This window comes from Streptomyces sp. NPDC029169, assembly GCF_055563935.1.
In genome coordinates this window covers 87,829-107,841 of the sequence record NZ_JBVHXA010000016.1, presented here as the reverse complement: position 1 = coordinate 107,841, position 20,013 = coordinate 87,829, and the positions used below count along the sequence as shown (strand labels likewise).

Here is a 20,013-nt window from a genome sequence, read left to right as displayed (position 1 = left end):
GCCCATGGGCGGACGCTCACACCTTTCGGTCGTGCAGATCGTGCGGGGTAGAACAACCCATCGTAAAGGACGGGCAAAGCGGTGTTCACCCACGCCGGGCGGCCGGCAGGGGCTTCACCCAGCGGGTCCACTCCTCCTGCGGGTCGTACGCGGCTGCCCGCCAGGCGTGCTGCCCGAGTTCGTTGTGATCGAGCACCATCGCGTCAGCGCGCCGACCGCCGAGCCGTACGAAACGCTCCTCGGCCGCCGCGAGCAGCGCGCCGCCCACGCCCCGGCGGCGGTGGTCCGGGTGCACGGCGAGCCGGTAGAGGTGACAGCGCCACCCGTCGAAGCCGGCGATCACCGTGCCGGCGAGCTCGCCGCCGACCTCGGCGAGGATCAGGGCCTCGGGGTCGCGGGCGACGAGCCGCTCGATCCCGTCACGGTCGTCGCTGATGCTGGTGCCCTCGGCGGCGATCTTCCAGAAGGCGAGGACGGCGTCGAGGTCGGCCGGCAGGGCGGCCCGGATGCGCGGTTCGGTCATGATCCGCATCCCACCACCGGCCCCGGCTGTCCGTCGACCGTGTTTCGCCATGCGGGCGGACACACGTCTTACGGGCGGACACACGTCCAGGCCGACCCGTGGCGGGCCGGCCTGGACGTGGACTACAGGATCAGACGAGGTCGAAGCGGTCCAGCTCCATGACCTTGTGCCACGCCGCGACGAAGTCCTTCACGAACTTCTCCTTGGCGTCGGCGCTCGCGTAGACCTCGGCGAGCGCGCGCAGCTCGGAGTTCGAGCCGAAGACGAGGTCGGCACGGGTGCCGGTCCACTTCACCTCGCCCGAGGCGTCGCGGCCCTCGAACTCGTCCTGCGCCGAGGACGTCGACTTCCAGGCCGTACCCATGTCGAGCAGGTTGACGAAGAAGTCGTTGGACAGCGTGCCCGGCTTGTCCGTGAGCACGCCGTGCTTGGACTGGTCGTGGTTGGCGCCCAGGACGCGCAGACCACCGACGAGCACCGTCATCTCGGGCGCGCTGAGGGTCAGCAGGTTCGCCTTGTCGACCAGCAGGTACTCGGCCGGGAGGCGGTTGCCCTTGCCCACGTAGTTGCGGAAGCCGTCGGAGGCCGGCTCGAGCGCGGCGAACGACTCGACGTCCGTCTGCTCCTGCGTGGCGTCGACACGGCCCGGCGTGAACGGCACCTCGACGTCGAAGCCGCCGTCCTTGGCGGCCTGCTCGACGGCCGCGGAGCCCGCGAGAACGACCAGGTCGGCCAGCGAGACCTGCTTGCCGCCCGCGGCGTTGAAGGAGGACTGGATGCCCTCGAGCGTACGCAGCACCTGCGCCAGCTCGTCCGGGTTGTTGACCTCCCAGTTGCGCTGCGGCTCCAGGCGGATGCGGCCGCCGTTGGCGCCGCCGCGCTTGTCGCTGCCACGGAAGGAGGAGGCAGCGGCCCAGGCCGCGGAGACCAGCTGCGCGACCGTGAGGTCCGAGCCGAGGATCTGCTCCTTGAGGGAGGCGATGTCTGCGGCGTCGATCAGCTCGCCCTCGCGCGCCGGCAGCGGGTCCTGCCACAGGAGGACCTCGGAGGGGACCTCCGGGCCGAGGTAGCGGACGACCGGGCCCAGGTCGCGGTGCGTGAGCTTGTACCAGGCGCGGGCGAAGGCGTCCGCGAACTCCTCCGGGTTCTCGTAGAAGCGGCGCGAGATCTGCTCGTAGACCGGGTCGAAGCGGAGCGACAGGTCGGTGGTGAGCATCGTCGGGAGGTGCTTCTTCGAGGCGTCGTACGCGTCGGGGATGATCGCCTCGGCGTTCTTCGCCACCCACTGGTGGGCGCCGGCCGGGCTCTTGGTGAGCTCGTACTCGTACTCGAAGAGGTGCTTGAAGAAGTCGTGGCCCCACTGCGCGGGCGTGGTGGTCCAGGTGACCTCCAGGCCGCTGGTGATCGCGTCGGCGCCCTTGCCGCTGCCGTACGTGTTCGCCCAGCCGAAGCCCTGCGCCTCGATCGGCGCGGCCTCGGGGTCGGCGCCGACGTTCTCCGCCGGGCCGGCGCCGTGGGCCTTGCCGAAGGTGTGGCCACCGGCGATGAGGGCGACGGTCTCCTCGTCGTTCATCGCCATGCGGCCGAACGTCTCGCGGATGTCGCGGGCCGCGGCGATCGGGTCCGGGTTGCCGTTGGGGCCCTCGGGGTTGACGTAGATGAGGCCCATCTGGACCGCGCCGAGCGGGTTCTCCAGCTCGCGGTCACCGGTGTAGCGCTCGTCGCCGAGCCAGGTGGTCTCGGGGCCCCAGTACACGTCCTCGTCGGCCTCCCACACGTCGGCGCGGCCGCCGGCGAAGCCGAAGGTCTTGAAGCCCATCGTCTCCAGGGCGACATTGCCGGTGAGGATCATGAGGTCGGCCCAGGAGATGGACTGGCCGTACTTCTGCTTCACCGGCCACAGCAGGCGGCGGGCCTTGTCGAGGTTGCCGTTGTCCGGCCAGCTGTTGAGCGGCGCGAAGCGCTGCTGGCCGGCGCCGGCGCCACCCCGGCCGTCGCTGATGCGGTACGTACCGGCGCTGTGCCAGGCCATACGGATCATGAGCGGGCCGTAGTTTCCGAAGTCGGCCGGCCACCAGTCCTGGGAGGTGGTGAGCACCTCGGCGATGTCCCGCTTCACGGCCGCGAGGTCGAGGGCCTTGAAGGCCTCGGCGTAGTCGAACTCCTCGCCGAGCGGGTTCGCCACGGCCGGGTTCTTGGCGAGGATCTTCAGATTGAGCCGCTCCGGCCACCACTGGCGGTTGCCACCGCCCTGGGTCGGGTGCGCGGCACGGCCGTGCGCGACCGGGCAGCCTCCGGCGCCCTCCGCATTCGCGTCGGTGACGGCTGCATCGTGGTTCTCGGACATGGGAATCCCTCCGGACGGGGCGGATCGCGGTAGTCAGCCGAGGCGGATCCGGAGGGGGTGTACCACCCGACCGGAGCCATGTTGTCCCTTGGCTATTGCCAGAAGCGATCCTACAATGGACAGAGTCCAAGTCAAGAAGCGCGCCAACCCCCGGGGTGAACCTATGAGCGACCTGCTGGAGCGACTGCGAGGGCGTGGCTGGCGGATGACCTCCCAGCGGCGGGTCGTCGCCGAGGTCCTCGACGGCGACCACGTGCACCTCACCGCCGACGAGGTGCACGTCCGCGCGGCCCAGCGGCTGCCGGAGATCTCCCGGGCGACCGTCTACAACACGCTGGGCGAGCTGGTCTCCCTCGGCGAGGTCACGGAGGTCTCCACCGACGGCCGGGCGAAGCGCTACGACCCGAACGCGCACCACCCGCACCAGCACCTGGTCTGCTCCCGCTGCGGCACCATCCGCGACGTCCACCCGACGGGCGACCCGCTGGCGGACCTCCCGGCGGGGGAGCGGTTCGGTTTCGCGGTCTCCGAGGCCGAGGTCACCTACCGGGGGCTCTGCCCCTCCTGCGCCGCCTAGGCGAAGCGGAACGGTGATGCCGTGGCCGCTCCCCTTGTCGGTGCTAGCGCACCGGCGCTAGCGTGGTCGTGTGGCCAAGACCCAGCTGAACGTCCGGGTGGACGAAACCACCGCCGACACCGCGCGCCGGCGGGCGCACCAGCGCGGAGTGAGCGTCAACCGCTACATCGAGGAACTGGTCCAGCAGGACGCGGGGGAAGCGGGACGTGCCTTCGTCGAGGCCGCCGCCGACTTCATGAAGCAGTACGAGTCGGTGTTCGCCGAGGAGTTCGGCACGGAGCGCGACCGTACCGCATGAGCCTCACGGTCGACCTCTCCTGGCTGCTCATGGTGGCCGAACACCAGACGCCCGGCGACCCCCAGGTCACCGACTGGGGCGCGCTCGTCGCCGCGGTCGGACGGCACGACGCCGAGATCTTCGGCGTGCCCGTGTACGGCGACCCGCACGCCCGCGCCGCCGCCCTGCTCCAACTCCTGCTGCACGTCCCGGCCTTGGAGCACTCCAACGCCATGTTCGCCTCCGCCGTCGCCTACGGCTACCTCGTGGCAAGCGGACTGAAGGTGGTCACCTCGCCCGAACAGGTCCGGGATCTGGCCCGCCTGGTCAAGAAGGGCGAGGCAGACGTACGGGCCATCGCCGACGAGCTCCGCCAGTGGAGCCGCTGAGCCCGAGCAGGTTCCTTCAGACGCGTCGCGCCGTGCCCAACACGCAGTACGAGGACGGGAGTCGGGGACCCCGCTCGGGAACCGTGAAGCGGCGGTACGCGACGGGCTCGAACCCCGCCGCCCCGATCGCCGCCAGCGGATCGCGCGCGGTGTGACAGCCGCCGAACAGCAGCGGCCACACCGTACGGTCCAGGGCGCGCTGGGCCCGGGCCATCCCCGGTGACGGGGCCAAGCCGTGCTCGAAGAACCGGAGTTCGGCGCCCGGACGCAGCACCCGGTGCAGCTCGGCGAGCGAGCGCCCCACGTCCCGTACCGTGCACAGCACCAGGGAGGCGACCGCCGCGTCGAACGCCTCGCTCTTCACCGGCAGCGCCTCCGCCGCGCCTGGCACCACGTCCACCGGCACGTCGGCACGCAGCGCGGCGTCCGCCGCCAGCTGGCGCAGATGGCGCTCCGGTTCGATGGCCACGACCTCGGACACCGCCCCGGGGTAGTGGGCGAAGTTCAGCCCGTTCCCGGCACCGATCTCGATGACCCGGCCGGACAGACCGGTCAGCAGCTCCGTACGGAGGGCGCCGACGCCGCCCTTCGTATCGGCGGTGACGCTGAACCGCGCGTAGAAGCGGGCGAAGAGAGGATGGTGGACGGCGTCCTTGGGAACCGGTGCGGTACGTGATGACATCGGGGCCTCCTCCGACGCTCGGACGGGGTGATTCTGCCCCGTTCCGACCCGTTCAGCCCGCCACGAAACAGAACTCGTTGCCCTCGGGGTCGTGCATCACCTGAAAGTCGCCCTGCTCGTCGGTGACGAGCCCGCCGGACCGTGTCGCCCCGAGGGGGATCGCCTCGTCGGCCGCCCCGCTCACGTCGGGCACGTGCAGATCGAGATGGACCCGGTTCTTCACGGCCTTCCCCTCGGGCACCTGCTGGAACGCGATCCGGACGAACCCCGGCGGCTCGACGTACGACCATTCGGGGCTCCGGTCCACCGGAGCCCCGCCGAGCAGCTCGGCCCAGAACCGCACCAGACCCGCCGGGTCGGCGCAGTCGAAGACGATCTCGCTCACCCGTGCGCGCATGGCTCCAGCTTACGGAGGTCAGGGCCGGGCGCTCGCGGCGAAGCCCTCCGCGTCCCAGACCCCGCCGAGCGCCGGAGCCAGCCACTCGCCGGCCCGCGCCCGGAACACGTCCGGAGCGAGCCCGCCAGCCCCCTCCGGTACGGCCCCGAGCAGCGGCGCCCCGGCCGCCTCCGGCAGGTCGGCCAGGTTGCAGCGCGCCGCCAGATCCGGTGCGGCCGGCCAGCTGCCGACGACGACGCCGAGCTGCTCGATGCCGCGCGCCGCCAGCGCCTCGGCGGTGAGCGCGGTCGCGTTGAGCGTGCCGAGCCCGGCGGGCGCCACGACCAGGACAGGGGCGCCGAGGATCCGGGCCGCGTCGGCGAGCGTGCCGCCCTCGTCGTCGAAGCGGACGAGGAGCCCGCCCGCGCCCTCCACGAGCACCAGATCGTGTGCGGTGGCCAGCTTCTCGGCCGCCTCGGCGACCTCCCGGGGCCCGACCGGCGCCATCCCGGCCCGCCGGGCGGCCGTGGCGGGCGCCAACGGCTCCGGGAACCGGCCGAGTTCGGCCGAGGCCGCCGCCCCGGAGAGCCGTACGACCTCGTCCGCGTCCCCGCGCTCGCCCGGACCGAGCCCGGTCTGCGCGGGCTTGAGCACGGCGACGGAGCGGCCGGCGGCGGTGGCGAGGGCGGCGAGGGCGGCGGTAACGATCGTCTTGCCGATCTCCGTGCCGGTGCCGCTGACGACGATGACGGTCATGTGGGCGTGCCTCTCTTCTCTCCGTGCTCGGCCGCCCCGGCGGCCACTCTCCTGCGACCCACGTCCGCGTCGGCGACCCGCGTCGGTGACCGCTCCTCGGCGACCCGGGGCCGCGTCCGTGGCCTGTCCGCGGCCCGGGCCCGCCTCAGCCCGCCGCCGCGGCGGCGTGGACCGCCGCGCAGACGCGGGCCAGATCCTCGTCACCTGTCACGAACGGCGGCATCGTGTAGATCAGGTCCCGGAACGGGCGCAGCCACACGCCCGCCCGGACCGCCGCCTCGGTCGCCGCGGCCATGTCGACGTCGTGGTCGAGCTGGACCACGCCGATCGCGCCGAGGACGCGCACATCCCGTACGCCCGGCAGTGCGGCCGTCGCGGTGAGGCCGTCCCGCAGGCCCGCCTCGATCCGCTTGACCTCCACCGTCCAGTCCTGGGACAGGAGCAGATCGATCGACGCGCAGGCCACCGCGGAGGCCAGCGGATTGCCCATGAACGTCGGCCCGTGGGCGAGCACCGGCACCTCGCCCCGCGAGATCCCGTCGGCGACCCGCGCCGAGCACAGCGTCGCCGCCATCGACAGATACCCGCCGGTCAGCGCCTTGCCCACGCACATCACATCGGGCGAGACCCCCGCGTGGTCCGCGGCGAACAGCGCGCCCGTACGGCCGAAGCCGGTCGCGATCTCGTCGAACACGAGCAGCACGTCGTGCGCGTCGCAGGCCTCCCGCAGCACCCGCAGATACTCGGGGGAGTGGAACCGCATCCCGCCCGCGCCCTGCACCACCGGCTCCACGATCACCGCGGCCAGCTCGTCCGCGTGGCGCCCGATGAGCTCCCGCAGATGCTCCGCGTACGACTCCTCGTACGCGGCGGGCGGCGGGTCGGCGAAGAAGTGCTTCGGCAGCGCCCCCGACCACAGCTCGTGCATCCCGCCCTCGGGGTCGCACACCGCCATCGGCTGCCAGGTGTCCCCGTGGTAGCCGCCGCGCCAGGTCAGCAGTCGCCGCTTCGCGGGCCGGCCCACCGAGCGCCAGTGCTGCAGACACATCTTGATCGCGACCTCGACGGCCACCGAACCGGAGTCGCTCAGGAAGACGTGCCGGAGCGGCTCGGGCGTGATCTCCACGAGCCGGGCGGCGAGCCGGACGGCGGGCTCGTGGGTCAGCCCGCCGAACATGACATGGCTCATCCGGTCCAGCTGACCCCGCGCCGCCTCGTTGAGCGCCGGGTGGTTGTAGCCGTGGATCGCGGACCACCACGAGGACATGCCGTCGATCAACTCGGCCTGCCCGTACGCCGGTTCGGCGAGCCTGAGCCGTACCCCCGACGCGGACTCGACGACCAGCGGGTCCGTACGGCCCGGCATGGGGCCGTACGGATGCCAGACGTGCGCCCGGTCCAAGGCGAGGAGCTCCTCGTTACGCATTCGGCGCGAGGTCCGTTCCCGTGCCACGACGGCGCACGGCGACCAGATCGGTCCGCGCGTTCGGCACCTCGGCCGGGGCCTCGACGGCCTTCGCCGCGTGACCGCCGCACGGCCCGCAGCCGCCGCCCGCCTCCGCGTGCGAACCGCAGCCCGCACCGGCCTCAGCGTGCGAGCCACAGCCCGCCGACGCCTGGGAGCCGCAGCCGCCGGCCGCGGCCGCCCCCGCCGCCGCGAGCGCGTCGGCGCGGTGCTGGGGCAGCGTGGTCGTGCCCGCGCCCTCCACCTCGAAGCCCGCGTCCGCGATCATGTCGAGGTCGGCCTGGCCGGCCTGGCCCTCGCTCGTGAGGTAGTCGCCGAGGAAGATCGAGTTCGCGATGTTCAGCGCCAGCGGCTGCATCGAGCGCAGGTGCACCTCACGGCCGCCCGCGATCCGGACCTCCACGTCCGGGCAGACGAACCGGACCATGGCCAGGATCCGCAGGCAGCGCTGCGGCGTGAGGTTCCACTCCTTGGCGAGGGGAGTGCCCTCGAAGGGGATCAGGAAGTTCACCGGCACCGAGTCCGAGTCCAGCTCGCGCAGCGCGTAGACGACGTCGACCAGGTCCTCGTCGCTCTCGCCCATGCCCGCGATCAGGCCCGAGCACGCCGACAGACCGGCGGCGTGCGCCTTCTGCACCGTGTCCACCCGGTCCTGGTAGGTGTGGGTGGTGGTGATCTCCCCGTACGTCCCCTCGGACGTGTTCAGGTTGTGGTTGTACGCGTCGGCGCCCGCCTCGCGCAGCCGCTCCGCCTGGCCGTCCGAGAGCAGACCCAGGCAGGCGCAGACCTCGATGCCCTCGTTCTGCTCCTTGATCGCCTCGATGGTCTTGCCGACCCGCTCCACGTCGCGGTCCGTCGGCCCCCGGCCGCTCGCCACCAGGCAGACCCGCTTCGCGCCGCCCGCGACACCGGCGGCGGCCGCCTGCGAGGCCTCGTCCGGCTTCAGCCAGCTGTACTTGAGGATGCCGGCCGTCGAGCCGAGCCGCTGCGAACAGTACGAGCAGTCCTCGGGGCACAGCCCGGACTTCAGATTGACGAGATAATTCAGCTTCACGCGCCGCCCGAACCACTGGCGGCGCACCTTGCCGGCGGCCGCCACCACATCGAGCAGCTCGTCGTCGGAGGTCGCCAGCACGGCGAGCGCTTCTTCACGGCTCGGCAGCTCGCGCCGCAGCCCCTTGTCCACCAGCGTGTTCAGCAGGTCCATAAGGGCTGATCCTTACCTACGGCACACCTCGCGGCCAAGGAGGATCTGAACAAACGCGCCGGTTTGAGGTGTGTGCATGGCCACACCCTGTCGCTGGCCACGGACGGTTAGGGTCTGTGCGCTGCCTACAAAAGGATCTGCCCCATGCACCGGGACGAGGACACCCGCCGGACCCCGTTCGACTGGACCGACGCCGAAGCGCGGCGCCGCGCGGAGGCGGGGCTCGTCCGCACCCTCCGGCCCCGGGCGGCCGAATCGGAACTGCTCGACCTGGCGAGCAACGACTACCTCGGACTGACCCGCCGCCCCGAGGTCACCGAGGCGGCGGCCGAGGCGGCCCGCCGCTGGGGCGCGGGCTCCACCGGTTCGCGCCTCGTCACCGGCACCACCCGGCTGCACACCCGCCTGGAACGCGAACTCGCCGAGTTCTGCGGCTTCGAGGCGGCCCTCGTCTTCTCCTCCGGCTACACCGCCAACCTCGCCGCCCTCACCGCGCTCAGCGGCCGCGACGCGCTGATCGTCTCGGACGCCGGCAACCACGCGTCGATCGTGGACGGCTGCCGGCTCTCGCGCGCCGAGACGGCCGTGGTCCCGCACGCCGACCCCGAGACGGTACGCAAGACCCTCCTGGCCCACCCGGACCGCCGGGCCCTCGTGGTCTCCGACTCGGTCTTCTCGGTGGACGGCGACCGGGCCCCGCTGCCCGAGCTGGCCGAGGCCTGCCGCGCCCACGGCGCCGGACTCGTCGTCGACGACGCCCACGGCCTGGGCGTGCTCGGCGACGGCGGCCGGGGCGCCCTCCACGCCGCGGGCCTCGCGGGCGACCCGGACGTGGTCGCCACGCTCACCCTCTCCAAGTCCCTCGGCAGCCAGGGCGGAGCCGTCCTCGGCCCCGCCCGGGTCGTCGAGCACCTGGTCAACGCGGCCCGTACGTTCATCTTCGACACCGGACTCGCCCCGGCCGCCGCCGGCGCCGCCCTGACGAGCCTCCGGCTGATCCAGGGCGACCCCGGCCTCGCCGAGCGCGCCAGGACCGTCGCCACCACGCTGTACGGGATGCTCACCGCGGCCGGACTGACCGCCGTACGCCCGGACGCGGCCGTCGTCTCCGTCCGCGCGCCGTCGCCCGAGGCGGCGCTGCGGTGGGCCGCCGACTGCCGCGATCAGGGGCTCGCCGTCGGCTGCTTCCGGCCCCCGTCCGTCCCGGACGGCGTCTCGCGGCTGCGACTCACGGCCCGCGCGGACCTCACGGACGCGCAGATCGAGCAGGCGGTCGCCACGATCGTGCGGACCGCACCGCCCTCCCACTGAGGGCATCCCAAAGGGGGTCTCTCGTTGCAGAGTTCACTGCTTCGAGCGACAAATATGCACATATCTTGGTGGATCGCCGCCCAGGGCGGCACGATCGGTGGCACTCTGACGCGAAGCGCATTCCGGGCCCGGCCCGGTGGGAAAGGGACAGCGTCGCCATGGCAGACCACCAGGAAGCAACCGTCACTCTGCCGAGCGATCCCGCCTCGGTGTCCGCCGCCCGAAGATATGTCGCCGACGTCCTCACCGGCTGGGGGCTCGAGGGCGGCAGCGACACCGCCGACACGGTCCGCCTCATCGTCTCGGAACTGGCCACCAACGCCGTGCAGCACACCTTCGGCCAGTCGCCCACCTTCACCGTCGACGTCCGGCTCGAGCGCGAGGAGCAGCTCCACATCGGGGTCACCGACAGCCACCCCCGCTGGCCGAAGCGGCTCCCCGCGGCGGTCCAGCAGGACAACGGACGCGGGATGGTCATCATCCGCATCCTGACGGCCGAGGCGGGCGGCCGGCTCTCGGTCACCCCGACCGACGAGGGCGGCAAGACGGTCTGGATCAACCTCCCCTGGACGGCCTCGCCGAACTAGGCACGACCAGAACTAGGCACGACCAGAACCAGGCACGACCAGAACCAGGCACGACCAGGCCGGGCGTCAGCGGACCCTGCCGTAATAGACCTTGGACGACCAGATCTTGTCGAGCTTCACCCAGGAACCCTTCTTGGGCGAGTGCCAGATCCTGCCGTCACCCGCGTAGATCCCCACGTGGTAGACCCTTCCGCCCGAGTGGAAGAAGACCAGGTCCCCCTTCTGCCGGCTGGAGGCGGAGATGTGCCGGGTCTTGTTGTACTGCTGCTGCGCGGTACGGGGCAGCGACTTGCCCGCCTTCTTGTACGAGTAGAGCGTGAGCCCCGAGCAGTCGAACCTGGTCGGTCCGGCCGCTCCGTACTTGTAGGGCGATCCCTTCTTCGAGGCCGCGATGTTCAGCGCCGTGCCGGCGTGCGATGTCGCGGCCTGGGCCTCCGGTGCGGCACCTGGTGCCAGCATCGTGCCGCCGAGAGCGGCGAGGGTGAGAGCCGAGACGGCTCCGGCCCGGGACAGCAGGGACGGGACATGAATCTGCGCAGTCATGCGCAACCCTTCGTCAGCCGCCTGTGAAGGATGACCTGTCGGGTTCGGACTGGCGAAGTTGCCCGGCCGCGGCTGCGGCTTCACCCCGAGGAACGGCCTCACTGGTCTGGCCGTCCCGTACTGCTCGGGTCCTCCACTCCTGCCGATCCACTCCTGTCGACCAGACATCCGGGACAGCGGCAGGACTCGGCGTCCGCCCGGACCGCCCCGCCGCGGTGGCGGGGGCTTGTCGTCGTCAGAGATCTTGACCCGAACTTGGTCGAAAACCGAGTTGAAACGGCGATATGTGAGGCTCCTCACGACTGATCCATTCGGGTGGACAGACCGGTTTCGTGATCTTCGGAGGTTTGGCCGATGAGCCCCGTACCAGGGGTGGAACGCCCGATTCAGCCAGATGCGTACACCTGTTGCGCAACTCACCCCGCACATATGTCGATTCGTCGACTACGCCGAACGGGGGAGCGATTCTGCGGCTCCGCTGCTCCGAGTGGACCTCGACACGACACGAGGCAATGTCAACTCGCGGGTGTCTCCGGCATGGTGACCCGCCCCGCCCGGCGCTCCCCGTCCAACACGCGCAGCGCGCGGGCCAACGTCTCCGCATGGACCTCGGTCTCGCCGCGCATATGCATCACCGTCAGCGCGTCGCGCAGCGCGTTCGCCCGCCCCACCAAGGCCTGCGCCGCCCGCAGCGCCCCATAGGTATGCGAAGTCCTGGATGGATTGATCCGCCCAAGGAGGTCGACGACTTCGAGATACGCGTCGATGAACTCGCCCTCGGCGCGCGTCAGAGCGGGCAGCGGCGGCAACTCGGGAACCATCGCACGCTCACCTGGCCCCGGCGCCGCCCGACGCCCGACGGTTCTGAATCACGTGATCCACCAGGCCGTACGCGGCTGCGGCCGGCGCGTCGAGGACGGTCATCCGGTCGATGTCGGCGTCGATCCGCTCGCGGCTCTGCCCGGTGTGCGTGACGAGCATCCCGGCCACCATCGCGCGCAGCCGGATCAACTCCCGTGCCTGGATGGCGAGATCGCTCGGCTGTCCCTGCAACGGCTCGTCCACCGTGGGCTGCTGGAGCACGATCCGCGACCCGGGCAGCGCGAGCCGTTTGCCGGGCGCGCCGGCCGCGAGCAGCACGGCGGCGGTCGAGGCGGCCTGTCCGAGGCAGGTGGTCTCCACGTCGCAGGTGATGACCTGCATCGTGTCGTAGATCGCGGACATGGCGCTGATCGAGCCGCCGGGGGAGTTGATGTACAGCGCGATGTCGCGGTCCGGGTCGGCGTACTCCAGGTGCAGCAGCTGTGCGATGACGTCGTTGGCCGAGGTCTCGTCGATCGGTGTGCCGAGGAAGACGATGCGCTCCTCGAGCAGCTTGGAGTACGGGTCGAGGGTCCGGCTCCCGAAACCGGTGCGTTCGGTGAACTCGGGAAGGACGTAGCGAGCGTGCATGGCAGTGCCTCCTTGTAAAAAATGTACAGGACGTACAGCCCGTAAGATGAGGAGCATGGCCTACGAGATTCCGGTGACGCAAGCACGTGCAGAGCTCGCCGACCTGATCAACCGCGTGGTGTACGGCAACGAGCGCGTCGTCGTGACCCGGCACGGAAAGCCGCTCGTGGCGCTGGTCTCGGCCGCTGACCTGGCGAAACTCGAAGCCGAGCACGAGGTCGCCGAGGAGCCGGCGGGCAGTGCGGTCTCCGAGGTCCGTCCGCTCCCGTCCGCTCCGGGTGAACAGGGCCGCTTCGGCATCGCGGCCCGCCACCGCGCCCCCGGCGCCCCCGGCGCATGAGAAAGCCGCGTGCCCCCGTCCGCTACAGCGGGGACACGCGGCCGTACGTGAGGCCGTACGAGAGGCCGTACGAGAAGGGCGTCAGCCGACGGGCGCCGACACGGGGGCCGGGGTGACCGCAGGCGCCCCGGCCGAGGCCCGGGCGCGCCGCCCGCCGAGCAGCAGCGCCGCAAGCCCGGCCGCCGCCCAGGCGCCGAGGACCAGCAGCGCCGAGCCCGCGCCCGCGCCGTCGAAGAAGGCGACGGAGCGCAGAGCGGTACCGCCGGCGCCCGGCGGAAGCCACTGACCCAGGGCGCCCACCGGAGCGGGCAGCATCTCCGGCGCGCTCGCCACACCCGAGAACGGGTTGCCGAGCAGAATCATCAGCACCGCCCCGACGCCGATGCCCGCCTTGCCGATCAGCGCGGCGAGCCCGGCGATCGTCGCCCCGATCGCGAGTACGGTCAGTCCGAGAACGCCTGCCTCGGCCCACCAGGCGCCGGTGAGCGCGCCGAGCCAGCTGTGGGCCAGCGAGGCGCCGACGATGCCCGCGAGCGCGGCGGCACCGACCAGCGCGAGGACCGAACGGGCCCGGCCCAAACCGAGGACGGTCGCCGCGATGCCGGCGGCGGCGCCCGCCAGGATCAGCGGGAACAGGCTCGCTCCGAACGCGCCGCCACGGGGATCGCCCGCGGGGGCCGGGACGACGTCGGTCACCGTGAGCTGGGTCCCGGGCGGGACCTGGGCCGTCATGGCCTCGCGCAGCAGCCCGGCGACGAGCGGGCTCGCGGCGGACGCGGTGAGCAGTTCGGGCCCCTGCGGTGTGACGATCACCGCGCCGTATACGACCCGGTCCTCGATCGCCGTACGGGCGGCGTCCTCGGAGTCGTAACGGTGGACCTCGAAGGCGCCGTCGCGCTCGGCGAGGCGCTGCTCCAGCGGGGCGGTGGCGGTGGCGGGACCCGCGACGCCGATCGGCAGGTCGCGCGGGGCGATGCGGGCGGCGGGCCAGGCGAAGGCCCAGAGGGCCAGGGCCACGACGACCGGGATCAGCACGAGCACCGCGAGGGTCTTGCGTGTGGCGGTGGCAGGCATGGGGCCCTCCGTTCAAAGAGAAGGATCGTTCGTTTTGGCGTGCCCTCACTGTCTCGCCGGGGTGGCGGCTTGTCAAGAAGGAATGTTCGTTTTAGATTTCGGGCATGGCTCGTGTCTCACAGGAACACCTCGACGCCCGCCGCCGTCAGATCCTCGACGGCGCCGCGCGCTGCTTCGCCCGTAACGGCTTCCACGCCACGTCGATGCAGGACGTACTGGCCGAGGTGGGCCTCTCGGCCGGCGCCGTCTACCGCTACTTCCGCAGCAAGGACGAGCTGATCGCCGCCATCGCGGCGGAGACGTTCGCCGCGATCCGCGGCGCCTTCGAGCAGGCCACGCGGACCACCCCGCCGCCCACCCCCGACGTGCTGCTCGGCTCCGTCCTCCAGCACGTCCTCGAGGAGCGCATCCCCGGTGCGGGCGGCAAGGCCTACGCGCGCCTCATGCTCCAGGTCTGGGCCGAGACCCTGCGCAACGAGCAGCTGTTCGAGACCCTCTCCGCGGGTTTCCACGGCATGCGCGGGATCTGGGCGGAGCTCGTCCTCGCCTACAGGGCCAACGGTCTGATGCACGCCGACGTCCCGGCCGACCACGTGGCCCGGACGATGATCGCCGTCGCCCAGGGCTTCATCGCCCAGCAGGCCCTTTTCGGGGACGTCGAGGCGACGGTGCTCCAGGACGGGCTGCGGGCGCTGATGTCCATGACGCCCGACGAGCCCGACGAGGCGGGTCGTCCGAGTTAACGCGGCGTAACGTGCCCGAAACGCCACGCAACTAGCCTGCCGGTCCACCCGGTCCGTCCGGCCGGGCGCGAGGACTTGTGAGGTGGGACGCGTGCAACTATCGCCGCACGAGCAGGAGCGCCTGCTCATCCATGTGGCCGCCGACGTGGCCGAGAAGCGCAGGGCGCGCGGAGTGAAGCTCAACCACCCCGAGGCCGTCGCCCTGATCACCACCCACATCCTGGAGGGCGCCCGCGACGGCCGGACCGTCGCGGAGCTCATGGCCTCCGGCCGCAAGGTGCTCACGCGCGACGACGTCATGGACGGGATCCCCGAGATGATCCACGACGTGCAGGTCGAGGCCACCTTCCCGGACGGCACCAAGCTCGTCACCGTCCATGACCCGATCGTGTGAGGGAGACGCGCCGCCGATGACTCCCGGAGAGATCCTTTTCGGTGAAGGTCCCGTCGCCCTCAACGAGGGCCGGCCCGTCACCCGCCTCACCGTCCTCAACGCCGCCGACCGGCCCGTCCAGGTCGGCTCCCACTACCACTTCGCCGAGGCCAACCCCGGTCTCGCCTTCGACCGCGCCGCCGCCCACGGGCAGCGCCTGCACATCGCCGCCGGTACGGCCGTGCGCTTCGAGCCCGGCATCCCGGTCGAGGTCGAACTCGTACCGCTGGCCGGGCGCCGGGAAGTCCCGGGTCTCACGGGCGCGGTGGGGGGTGCGCTCGATGCGTGAGCTCCACCGTGCCGTCTACGCCGATCTGTTCGGGCCCACCACCGGGGACCGCATCCGGCTCGCCGACACCGATCTCCTCGTGGAGATCGAGGAGGACCGCTCCGGCGGCCCCGGCCGCGCGGGCGACGAGGCCGTGTTCGGCGGCGGCAAGGTCATCCGCGAATCCATGGGCCAGGCCAGGACGACCCGCGCCGAAGGCGCGCCCGACACCGTCGTCACCGGCGCCGTGATCATCGACCACTGGGGCATCGTCAAGGCCGACATCGGCATCCGCGACGGCCGGATCACCGCCCTCGGCAAGGCCGGCAACCCCGACACGATGGACGGGGTCCACCCCGATCTCGTCATCGGCCCCGAGACCGAGATCATCGCGGGCAACGGGAAGATCGTCACCGCGGGCGCCGTCGACGCCCACGTCCACTTCATCTCCCCGACCATCGTCGACCAGGCCCTCGCGACCGGCGTCACCACCCTGGTCGGCGGCGGCACCGGACCGGCCGAGGGGACCAAGGCCACCACCAACACCCCCGGCCCCTGGCACATGGCCCGGATGTTCGAGGCGCTGGACACCTTCCCGGTCAACATCGGGCTGCTCGGCAAGGGCAACACCATGTCCCGGGACGCCCTCCACTCCCAACTCCGCGGCGGGGCGCTCGGATTCAAGATCCACGAGGACTGGGGCGCCACCCCGGCCGTCATCGACGCCTGCCTCCGCGTCTGCGAGGAGACCGGCGTCCAGGTCGCCCTGCACACCGACACCCTGAACGAGGCCGGCTTCGTCGGCGACACCCTCGCCGCCATCGCGGGCCGTACCGTGCACGCGTACCACACCGAGGGTGCGGGCGGCGGGCACGCGCCGGACATCATCACCGTGGTCTCCGAGCCGTACGTGCTCCCCAGCTCCACCAACCCGACCAGGCCGCACACCCTCAACACCGTCGAGGAGCACCTCGACATGCTGATGGTCTGTCACCACCTCAACCCGGCCGTGCCGGAGGACCTCGCCTTCGCCGAGTCCCGCATCCGGCCCTCGACCATCGCCGCCGAGGACGTGCTGCACGACCTCGGCGCCATCTCGATCATCTCCTCCGACTCCCAGGCGATGGGCCGCGTCGGCGAGGTGATCATGCGCACCTGGCAGACCGCGCACGTGATGAAGAAGCGGCGCGGCGCCTTGCCCGGCGACGGCCGCGCCGACAACCACCGGGCCCGGCGCTATGTCGCCAAGTACACGATCAACCCGGCCGTCGCCCAGGGCATGGACCACCTCATCGGCTCGGTCGAGCCCGGCAAGCTCGCCGACCTGGTGCTGTGGGACCCGGCGTTCTTCGGTGTGAAGCCGCAGACCGTGCTCAAGGGCGGCCAGATCGCGTACGCGCAGATGGGCGACGCCAACGCCTCCATCCCCACGCCGCAGCCCGTGATGCCTCGCCCGATGTTCGGCGCGCTGGGGAAGGCGGCGGCCGCCGGATCGGTCAACTTCACGGCCCAGCTCGCGATCGAGGACGATCTGCCGCGGCGGCTGGGTGTGGCGAAGGAGTTCGTGGCGATCGGCAGCACCCGGGGGATCACCAAGGCCGACATGCGGGAGAACGACGCCCTGCCCCGGGTGGAGGTCGACGCCGACACGTTCACGGTCACGATCGACGGCGACCCGGTCGAACCGGCACCGGCCGCCGAACTGCCCATGGCCCAGCGGTACTTCCTCTTCTGATGACGCAGCCGACCGCACCGTGGGCCGAGGCCCCCGCAGGGCTTGCCGGCGGCCCGACCGCCGGGGCCGAGGCCGCCGCCGGGCATCCCGGCGGGCCTTCCGACGGCCCGACCGCCGGGGCGGGGTCGGCGCCCGACCCCGCGGCGCAGTCGACCGCACCGCGGGCGGAGGCGGCCACCGGGCCTTCCGGCGGGCCGACCGCTGGGGCCAGGTCGGCGCCCGACCCCGCTCCCGTCCGCTCCGGGAGCCGCGCGGCCCTGCTCGTACTCGCCGACGGCCGCTTCCCCGCCGGTGGGCACGCCCACTCCGGCGGGGCGGAGGCCGCGGTCAAGGCCGGCCGGATCACGGACGCGGTGAGCCTGGCCGCGTTCTGCCGGGGCCGGCTGCATACGACCGGGCTCACCGGGGCGGGCCTGGCCGCCGCGGCGGCGCTCGGCCACGACGCGCACGCGCTCGACGCGGCCGCCGACGCCCGCACCCCGTCCCCCGCCCTGCGCGCCGCCGCCCGCAAGCTCGGCCGGCAGATGATGCGGGCGGCCCGCGCCGCCTGGCCGTGCCCCGAACTAGACGCGCTCGCCGCGGCGTTCCCCCGCGGCGCGCACCAGCCGATCGTCCTGGGCGTCGCCGCGCGGGCCGCGGGCCTCGGCCCCGAGGACGCCGCGCACTGCGTCGCGTACGAGACGGTCAGCGGCCCGGCGACGGCGGCGGTACGGCTCCTCAGCCTGGACCCCTTCCGGGCGACGGCCGTCCTGGCCCGCCTCGCCCCGGAGATGGACCAGGTCGCCGAGCGCGCCGCGACCGCCTCCCGGCAGGGCATCGACGCCCTGCCGGCCGCGTCGGCGCCCTTGCTCGACATCACGGCCGAGGCCCACGCGACCTGGCCGGTCAGACTGTTCGCCTCATGACCGCCCGCCGCCACCCCGGCGCGCCGCGGGGCCTTGTACCCCCATGGCTTCGCCCTAGGGAGGACCGCGCGCACCTGCCGCCGACCGGGCGCGCCGCGGGACCCTGTGCCCCTAGGGCTTCGCCCTGGGGAAGCCTTCCGGGAAGGCTCCCTGGGGAGGCCTCCCCAGGGAGCCCCCAGGCGAGGCCCCCAACGCGGCCCCGAGGGAGCCTCCAGGGGAGCCCCTCCAAGGGAGGCCCCGGGGGAGCTCCTAAGGGAGCCCTCCAAGTGAGCCCTCCAAGTGAGGCCCCCAAGGGGAGGCCCCAAGGGGAGGCCCTGGGGGAGCTCCCAAGGGAGGCACCGAAGGGAGCCCTCCAAGGGAGCCTCCAAGGAGGAGCCCAACCCACCGACCGCACCCCGCCCCCGACACCCCTCACCCCAGGAGCCGCCCCATGCACCTCGATCACTTCCACGACCACGCCGGCGCCGTCTCCGCCGACGCCCACCGCGCCGACGGGAGTCGGCGGGCGTTGCGCGTCGGGCTCGGGGGGCCCGTTGGGTCTGGGAAGACCGCTACCGTTGCCGCGCTCTGCCGGGCGCTGCGCGATCAGTTCTCGATCGCCGTGGTCACCAACGACATCTACACCCGCGAGGACGCCGAGTTCCTGCTCCGCAGCGCCGTCCTGCCGCCCGAGCGCATCCAGGCCGTCGAGACCGGCGCCTGCCCGCACACCGCGATTCGCGACGACATCTCCGCCAACCTCGAAGCCGTCGAGGACCTGGAGGACACGGTCGGGCCCCTCGACCTCATCCTCGTGGAGTCCGGCGGCGACAACCTGACCGCCACCTTCTCCAAGGGCCTCGTCGACGCCCAGATCTTCGTCATCGATGTCGCCGGCGGCGACGACATCCCCCGCAAGGGCGGCCCCGGCGTCACCACCGCCGACCTGCTCGTCGTCAACAAGACCGACCTCGCGCCGTACGTCGGCTCCGACCTGGAGCGGATGGCCCGGGACGCCAAGGAGCAGCGCGGCGACCTGCCCGTCGCCTTCACCTCGCTCACCGGAGAGCACGGCGTCGCCCCCGTCGCCGACTGGGTCCGCGCGCGGCTCGCCGCCTGGTCCGCATGAGCCTGCGCGCCACCGCCCGGATCGTCGCCGACGCCGACGGCGGACTGCCGGTCCTCGTCAGCGACGGCCCCCTCGCGCTGCGAAGGACCCGGGGACCGTACACCCGGGTCACCGTCGTCGGCGCGATGAGCGCCCCCCTCGGCGGTGACCGACTCGCGATCGAGGCGGACGTACGGGACGGGGCACGGCTCCTGGTGGACTCGGCCGCCGCGACCGTCGCCCTGCCCGGCCGCGGCGCCGAACCCGCCACGTACGACGTCAGGCTGACCGTGGGCCAGGGTGCCGTGCTGCGCTGGCTGCCCGAACAGCTCGTCTCCGCCCGGGGATCCGACCTCCGGATGCGCACCACCGTCGAACTCGCCCCCACCGCACGGCTCGTGCTCCGGGAGGAACAGATCCTCGGCCGCCACGGCGAGGAGACCGGCACGCTCGTCTCCCGCCTCACCGTCCACCGCGCCGGACGGCCCCTGCTCGACCAGGAGGTGGCGTACGGCCCCGGCGCCCCCGGCGGCTGGGACGGTGGCGCGGTCCTCGCCGGGCACCGCGCCACCGGTCAACTCCTCGTGGTCGACCCCGAGTTCGAGGACAAGCCGGTGGAGCCCAGACTGCTCGCCGAGAACGCCGTCCTCGCCCCGCTCGCCGGACCCGCCGCCCTGGTCACTGCCGTCGCCCCCGACGGGCTCGCCCTGCGCCGCACCCTGGACGAGGCGCTCAGAGCCCTTGCACCGGCCTGAGTTCACCGCTCAGCGGTGCCCCGGTCTCCGGTTATGGGTTCGGCAAAGAAACACCAGTGCGACCCACTCGCACGCCCCACTGACGAAAGGATCCTCCGGACTGACCGACACCCACAGGGGGAGGGACCACGTGAGACGACGGACGGCAGTGCTCGGCTCGGCCGGCACTCTGATCGCGGGC

Annotated in this window: 24 protein-coding genes and 1 riboswitch; of the genes, 13 read left to right on the top strand and 11 right to left on the bottom strand. The window is 72.4% G+C overall.

The features are described 5' to 3' along the window. Positions 1 to 85: 85 nt before the first annotated feature. Both ACZ4VI_RS26685 and katG read right to left on the bottom strand, forming a co-directional pair. A complete protein-coding gene (locus tag ACZ4VI_RS26685) occupies positions 86 to 574 on the bottom strand; it encodes a GNAT family N-acetyltransferase (protein WP_468003161.1) in 489 nt (162 codons plus the stop codon). A 79-nt stretch (positions 575 to 653) separates the two neighbouring features. Beyond that, positions 654 to 2,870, bottom strand: coding sequence for a catalase/peroxidase HPI (katG, locus tag ACZ4VI_RS26680; RefSeq protein ID WP_468003160.1), 2,217 nt, complete (start codon positions 2,868 to 2,870; stop codon positions 654 to 656). A 163-nt stretch (positions 2,871 to 3,033) separates the two neighbouring features. On the opposite strand from katG, the gene ACZ4VI_RS26675 reads away from it, so the two are divergent. The 3 genes from ACZ4VI_RS26675 to ACZ4VI_RS26665 all read left to right on the top strand — a co-directional run bounded on the left by ACZ4VI_RS26675 (position 3,034) and on the right by ACZ4VI_RS26665 (position 4,113). Then, on the top strand, positions 3,034 to 3,447 hold the full coding sequence (locus tag ACZ4VI_RS26675; RefSeq protein WP_468003158.1) for a Fur family transcriptional regulator: 414 nt from the start codon (positions 3,034 to 3,036) through the stop codon (positions 3,445 to 3,447). Between the two features lie 70 nt (positions 3,448 to 3,517). Beyond that, a complete protein-coding gene (locus ACZ4VI_RS26670) occupies positions 3,518 to 3,745 on the top strand; it encodes an antitoxin (RefSeq protein WP_468003156.1) in 228 nt (75 codons plus the stop codon). After that, the gene (locus tag ACZ4VI_RS26665; RefSeq protein WP_451031790.1) at positions 3,742 to 4,113 is read left to right on the top strand and encodes a fic family toxin-antitoxin system, toxin component; all 372 of its coding nucleotides are present in this window, start codon (positions 3,742 to 3,744) and stop codon (positions 4,111 to 4,113) included. The genes ACZ4VI_RS26670 and ACZ4VI_RS26665 overlap by 4 nt, the downstream gene beginning before the upstream one ends. Before the next feature lie 16 nt (positions 4,114 to 4,129). Here ACZ4VI_RS26665 and ACZ4VI_RS26660 read toward each other — a convergent pair whose 3' ends face one another. The 5 genes from ACZ4VI_RS26660 to bioB all read right to left on the bottom strand — a co-directional run bounded on the left by ACZ4VI_RS26660 (position 4,130) and on the right by bioB (position 8,599). Continuing rightward, the gene (locus tag ACZ4VI_RS26660; protein ID WP_468003154.1) at positions 4,130 to 4,795 is read right to left on the bottom strand and encodes a class I SAM-dependent methyltransferase; all 666 of its coding nucleotides are present in this window, start codon (positions 4,793 to 4,795) and stop codon (positions 4,130 to 4,132) included. Positions 4,796 to 4,847: 52 nt separating this feature from the next. Further along, positions 4,848 to 5,192 carry a VOC family protein gene (locus tag ACZ4VI_RS26655; RefSeq protein ID WP_468003153.1) on the bottom strand — a complete coding sequence of 115 codons (345 nt, stop codon included), beginning with the start codon at positions 5,190 to 5,192 and terminating at the stop codon, positions 4,848 to 4,850. A gap of 18 nt (positions 5,193 to 5,210) precedes the next feature. After that, positions 5,211 to 5,927, bottom strand: coding sequence for a dethiobiotin synthase (bioD, locus tag ACZ4VI_RS26650; RefSeq protein ID WP_468003151.1), 717 nt, complete (start codon positions 5,925 to 5,927; stop codon positions 5,211 to 5,213). A gap of 145 nt (positions 5,928 to 6,072) precedes the next feature. After that, positions 6,073 to 7,353 carry an adenosylmethionine--8-amino-7-oxononanoate transaminase gene (locus ACZ4VI_RS26645; protein WP_468003149.1) on the bottom strand — a complete coding sequence of 427 codons (1,281 nt, stop codon included), beginning with the start codon at positions 7,351 to 7,353 and terminating at the stop codon, positions 6,073 to 6,075. Further along, a complete protein-coding gene (gene bioB, locus ACZ4VI_RS26640) occupies positions 7,346 to 8,599 on the bottom strand; it encodes a biotin synthase BioB (protein WP_468003147.1) in 1,254 nt (417 codons plus the stop codon). The genes ACZ4VI_RS26645 and bioB overlap by 8 nt, the downstream gene beginning before the upstream one ends. A gap of 144 nt (positions 8,600 to 8,743) precedes the next feature. Between bioB and ACZ4VI_RS26635 the strand changes: the two genes are divergently transcribed. Both ACZ4VI_RS26635 and ACZ4VI_RS26630 read left to right on the top strand, forming a co-directional pair. After that, a complete protein-coding gene (locus ACZ4VI_RS26635; protein ID WP_468003145.1) occupies positions 8,744 to 9,910 on the top strand; it encodes an 8-amino-7-oxononanoate synthase in 1,167 nt (388 codons plus the stop codon). A gap of 158 nt (positions 9,911 to 10,068) precedes the next feature. After that, entirely contained in the window at positions 10,069 to 10,497 is a 429-nt protein-coding gene (locus ACZ4VI_RS26630; RefSeq protein ID WP_468003143.1) for an ATP-binding protein, read from the top strand. A gap of 66 nt (positions 10,498 to 10,563) precedes the next feature. Here ACZ4VI_RS26630 and ACZ4VI_RS26625 read toward each other — a convergent pair whose 3' ends face one another. From ACZ4VI_RS26625 to ACZ4VI_RS26615, 3 genes are all read right to left on the bottom strand, one after another. Next, the gene (locus ACZ4VI_RS26625) at positions 10,564 to 11,040 is read right to left on the bottom strand and encodes a C40 family peptidase (RefSeq protein ID WP_468003142.1); all 477 of its coding nucleotides are present in this window, start codon (positions 11,038 to 11,040) and stop codon (positions 10,564 to 10,566) included. Positions 11,041 to 11,043: 3 nt separating this feature from the next. Continuing rightward, a riboswitch (cyclic di-AMP (ydaO/yuaA leader) is annotated at positions 11,044 to 11,217 on the bottom strand. 338 nt (positions 11,218 to 11,555) lie between these two features. Further along, a complete protein-coding gene (locus ACZ4VI_RS26620; protein ID WP_468003140.1) occupies positions 11,556 to 11,861 on the bottom strand; it encodes a hypothetical protein in 306 nt (101 codons plus the stop codon). Between the two features lie 7 nt (positions 11,862 to 11,868). Then, positions 11,869 to 12,492, bottom strand: coding sequence for a ClpP family protease (locus tag ACZ4VI_RS26615; RefSeq protein ID WP_468003138.1), 624 nt, complete (start codon positions 12,490 to 12,492; stop codon positions 11,869 to 11,871). Positions 12,493 to 12,547: 55 nt separating this feature from the next. On the opposite strand from ACZ4VI_RS26615, the gene ACZ4VI_RS26610 reads away from it, so the two are divergent. Beyond that, entirely contained in the window at positions 12,548 to 12,832 is a 285-nt protein-coding gene (locus ACZ4VI_RS26610) for a type II toxin-antitoxin system Phd/YefM family antitoxin (RefSeq protein ID WP_468003136.1), read from the top strand. Positions 12,833 to 12,913: 81 nt separating this feature from the next. On the opposite strand, the gene ACZ4VI_RS26605 is transcribed toward ACZ4VI_RS26610, so the two are convergent. After that, positions 12,914 to 13,906 carry an ABC transporter permease gene (locus tag ACZ4VI_RS26605; RefSeq protein WP_468003134.1) on the bottom strand — a complete coding sequence of 331 codons (993 nt, stop codon included), beginning with the start codon at positions 13,904 to 13,906 and terminating at the stop codon, positions 12,914 to 12,916. A 104-nt stretch (positions 13,907 to 14,010) separates the two neighbouring features. Here ACZ4VI_RS26605 and ACZ4VI_RS26600 point away from each other — a divergent pair, with 104 nt between their 5' ends. The 7 genes from ACZ4VI_RS26600 to ACZ4VI_RS26570 all read left to right on the top strand — a co-directional run bounded on the left by ACZ4VI_RS26600 (position 14,011) and on the right by ACZ4VI_RS26570 (position 19,832). Further along, a complete protein-coding gene (locus tag ACZ4VI_RS26600) occupies positions 14,011 to 14,649 on the top strand; it encodes a TetR/AcrR family transcriptional regulator (protein WP_468003133.1) in 639 nt (212 codons plus the stop codon). Positions 14,650 to 14,740: 91 nt separating this feature from the next. After that, complete coding sequence (locus tag ACZ4VI_RS26595; RefSeq protein ID WP_468003131.1) at positions 14,741 to 15,043, top strand: urease subunit gamma; 303 nt, start codon at positions 14,741 to 14,743, stop codon at positions 15,041 to 15,043. 16 nt (positions 15,044 to 15,059) lie between these two features. Next, positions 15,060 to 15,371, top strand: a complete 312-nt coding sequence (locus ACZ4VI_RS26590) for an urease subunit beta (RefSeq protein ID WP_468003129.1) — start codon at positions 15,060 to 15,062, stop codon at positions 15,369 to 15,371. Further along, positions 15,364 to 17,085: an urease subunit alpha gene (locus ACZ4VI_RS26585; protein ID WP_468003127.1), complete on the top strand. Its 1,722-nt coding sequence runs from the start codon at positions 15,364 to 15,366 to the stop codon at positions 17,083 to 17,085. Before ACZ4VI_RS26590 ends, ACZ4VI_RS26585 begins: the two co-directional genes overlap by 8 nt. A gap of 257 nt (positions 17,086 to 17,342) precedes the next feature. Then, complete coding sequence (locus tag ACZ4VI_RS26580) at positions 17,343 to 17,990, top strand: urease accessory protein UreF (protein ID WP_468003303.1); 648 nt, start codon at positions 17,343 to 17,345, stop codon at positions 17,988 to 17,990. A gap of 430 nt (positions 17,991 to 18,420) precedes the next feature. Beyond that, complete coding sequence (ureG, locus tag ACZ4VI_RS26575; protein WP_468003125.1) at positions 18,421 to 19,098, top strand: urease accessory protein UreG; 678 nt, start codon at positions 18,421 to 18,423, stop codon at positions 19,096 to 19,098. Beyond that, on the top strand, positions 19,095 to 19,832 hold the full coding sequence (locus ACZ4VI_RS26570) for an urease accessory protein UreD (protein WP_468003124.1): 738 nt from the start codon (positions 19,095 to 19,097) through the stop codon (positions 19,830 to 19,832). The genes ureG and ACZ4VI_RS26570 overlap by 4 nt, the downstream gene beginning before the upstream one ends. The last annotated feature ends 181 nt before the right edge of the window (positions 19,833 to 20,013 follow it).